The sequence below is a fragment of the Cupriavidus sp. GW823-FHT07A04 genome (assembly GCF_058794615.1).
This window is the reverse complement of record NZ_JBXAHA010000050.1, coordinates 1-3284: the sequence shown is the minus strand read 5'-3', so window position 1 is coordinate 3284 and position 3284 is coordinate 1. Positions and strand designations below refer to the sequence as shown.

The following is a 3284-nucleotide window of genomic DNA, read 5'->3' as shown; positions in this document are numbered from 1 at the left end:
GGGTTGATCACCATGAGTCTGCGTGAAGTTGACCGCTTCAAGGTCATTCAGGCAACGGCCGAGGGCCTGCTGGCGCAATGGCGCGCCGCAGAGCGCCTGGATTTGACCGCGCGGCAAGTCCGGCGGCTGGTCCAGCGCTGGCGAGCCGATGGCCCGATGGGCTTGCTGTCGCGCCAGCGTGGGCAGCCAGGCCATCGCCAGCTGCCACGGATGCTCGAAGCGCAGGCACGCGCGCTAATCCAGCAGCACTACGCCGATTACGGCCCCACGCTGGCCTGCGAGAAGTTGCGCGAGCGCCATGGCATCGCGCTGGCCAAGGAGACGGTGCGGCGGATCATGATCGACGCCGGCTTCTGGGTCCCCAGGAAGCTGCGGCCACCGAAGGTCCACCAGCCAAGGAATCGGCGTGCCTGCCTGGGTGAACTGGTGCAGATCGATGGCAGCGAGCACGCGTGGTTCGAGGAGCGGGCCCGGTGTATTTTGCCGCGACGCGTGCTTACATCGAGCGCCATGGCAAGCCGGTGGCCTTCTACAGCGACAAGGCCAGCATCTTCCGGGTCAATGCCAAAGGCGTCACCACAGGGCGAGACCATACGCAGTTCGGGCGCGCGCTGTACGAGCTGAATATCGAGAGCCTGTGCGCCAACGGCAGTCATTCCGATCGCCCGCACGGATGACCGCTCGTCTTGCCCTGCATAGGACGCAGGAGGTGCGTTGCAGAGGCGGATGTCCGGGAAGAGCCGGCCCGAGCCCAGCAGCGCTGTCGCCGCGGATCTCAGCACCCTCAAGAAAAAAGCCGCCGGGGCACAATGCCCCGGCGGCTTTTCCACTAGCTGCCGCAATCAGGCGGCAGCCCCGCTCTTTCAGGTGCCCACTGCCGCCAGCGCGGCGTTCAGCGTCTGGCTCGGGCGCATCACCTTATCCAGCTTCGCAGCGTCCGGCATATAGTAGCCGCCGATGTCGGCTTCCTTGCCCTGCACGGCCGACAACTCAGCCACGATGGCCTGTTCGTTCTCGGTCAGCGTCTTCGCTAGCGGCGCGAAGCGCGCAGTCAGGTCGGCGTCCTCGGTCTGCGCCGCCAGTTCCTGGGCCCAGTACATGGCCAGGTAGAACTGGCTGCCGCGGTTGTCCAGCTGGCCGGTCTTCGGCGACGGGTTCTTGTCGTTGTCGAGCAGCTTGCCCGTGGCGGCATCCAGCGTCTTCGCCAGGATCTTGGCCTTGGCGTTGTTGGTCTTGATGCCGAGCTCTTCCAGCGAAACCGCCAGCGCCAGGAATTCACCCAGCGAGTCCCAGCGCAGGTGGTTCTCTTCCAGCAGTTGCCTGACGTGCTTGGGCGCCGAACCGCCCGCGCCGGTCTCATATAAGCCGCCGCCCGCCATCAGCGGGACGATCGACAGCATCTTGGCGCTGGCGCCCAGTTCCATGATTGGGAACAGGTCGGTCAGGTAGTCGCGCAGGATGTTGCCGGTCACCGAGATGGTGTCCAGGCCGCGGATGACACGTTCGAGCGTGTAACGCATGGCGCGCACCTGCGACATGATCTGGATGTCCAGGCCGGTGGTGTCGTGGTCCTTCAGGTAGGTCTCGACCTTCTTGATGACTTCGGCTTCGTGCGGGCGGTACGGGTCCAGCCAGAAAATGGTCGGCATGCCGGAATTGCGGGCGCGGGTGACGGCCAGCTTGACCCAGTCGCGGATCGGCGCGTCCTTGACCTGGCACATGCGCCAGATGTCGCCTTCTTCCACGTTCTGCACCAGCAGCACTTCGCCGGTGGCAAGGTCGACGATGCGGGCCTCGCCAGCTTCGGGCACTTCAAAGGTCTTGTCATGCGAGCCGTATTCCTCGGCTTGCTGAGCCATCAGGCCGACGTTGGGCACGGTGCCCATGGTGACCGGGTCGAAGTTGCCGTTGGTCTTGCAGAAGTTGATGATCTCTTGGTAGATGCGGGCGAACGTGCTTTCCGGAATCACGGCCTTGGTGTCCTTCGGACGGCCGTCGGCGCCCCACATCTTGCCGCCGATGCGGATCATGGCCGGCATCGAAGCGTCCACGATCACGTCGTTGGGGGCGTGCAGGTTGGAGATGCCCTTGGCCGAGTCCACCATCGCCAGTTCCGGGCGATGTTCGTGACAGGCGTGCATGTCGCGGATGACTTCTTCGCGCTTCGAGCTCGGCAGGCTTTCCAGCTTGTCGTACAGGTTGACCAGGCCGTTGTTGACGTTCACGCCCAGTTCATCGAACAGCGCGCCGTGCTTGGCGAACGCCTTCTTGTAGAAGATCTTGACGGCGTGGCCGAACACGATCGGGTGCGAGACCTTCATCATCGTGGCTTTCACGTGTAGCGACAGCATGACGCCGGTCTTGCGCGCGTCTTCCATCTGCTCTTCGTAGAAGTCGCACAGCGCCTTCTTGCTCATGAACATGCTGTCGATGATCTCGCCATCCACCAGCGACACCTTCGGCTTGAGCACGATGGTCTTGCCGCTCTTGGTGACCAGCTCCATCTTGACGTCGCGGGCGCGGTCCAGGGTCATGGACTTCTCGCCGTGGTAGAAGTCGCCGTGCTTCATGTGCGCCACGTGGGTGCGCGAAGCCATGCTCCACTCACCCATGCTGTGCGGGTTCTTGCGGGCATAGTTCTTCACGGCGGCGGGCGCGCGGCGGTCTGAATTGCCTTCGCGCAGGACCGGGTTCACGGCGCTGCCCAGGCACTTGGAATAGCGTTGGCGGATGGCGTTCTCTTCATCGGTCTTGGGGTCTTCCGGATAGTCCGGGACCTTGCAGCCCTTGGCCTGGAGTTCCTTGATGGCGCCCACCAGCTGGGGCACCGAAGCGCTGATGTTGGGCAGTTTGATGATGTTGGTGTCCGGCAGCAGGGTCAGGCGGCCCAGCTCGGCCAGATTGTCGGGGATGCGCTGCTCTTTCGTCAGGAATTCCGGGAACTCGCCCAGGATGCGCCCTGCCACCGAGATATCGCTGGTAGTGACGTCGATACCCGCCAGCCCTGTAAAGGTGCGGATGATGGGCAAGAAGGCGCTGGTCGCCAGCAGCGGGGCCTCGTCGGTCAGGGTATAGATGATGGTGGGTTTCTGAGTACTCATGGCTTTGGGGAAAGTCCGGGGAGCGCGTAAGGTCGGCTCCCAGTCATTGACCGCTACGCCTCCGATTTTTAGCCGGAAGGGAGCATGAAGAGAAGGTTCGAGATGTTCGGGCCAGCCGATAGAAACTCTGTCTGCAGACGGCAACAGCCTCCTCGGGTCACGCGGTGACCCGAATGAACATTG

1 protein-coding gene and 1 pseudogene are annotated in these 3284 nt (G+C 63.4%); one reads left to right on the top strand and one right to left on the bottom strand.

The window, feature by feature from the left end; all coding sequences use genetic code 11:
* Positions 1–659 (top strand): annotated as a pseudogene (locus AC1Q7Q_RS40280) (helix-turn-helix domain-containing protein); the annotation flags it as partial.
* Between the two features lie 204 nt (positions 660–863).
* Here the strand turns inward: AC1Q7Q_RS40280 and AC1Q7Q_RS40275 are convergent.
* Positions 864–3101, bottom strand: a complete 2238-nt coding sequence (locus AC1Q7Q_RS40275) for an NADP-dependent isocitrate dehydrogenase (RefSeq protein WP_492376827.1) — start codon at positions 3099–3101, stop codon at positions 864–866.
* Positions 3102–3284: the final 183 nt, after the last annotated feature.

Excerpts from the sequence above, each read along its gene's own strand:
- AC1Q7Q_RS40275 (WP_492376827.1), bottom strand. The coding sequence starts at position 3,101 with ATGAGTACTCAGAAACCCACCATCATCTATACCCTGACCGACGAGGCC.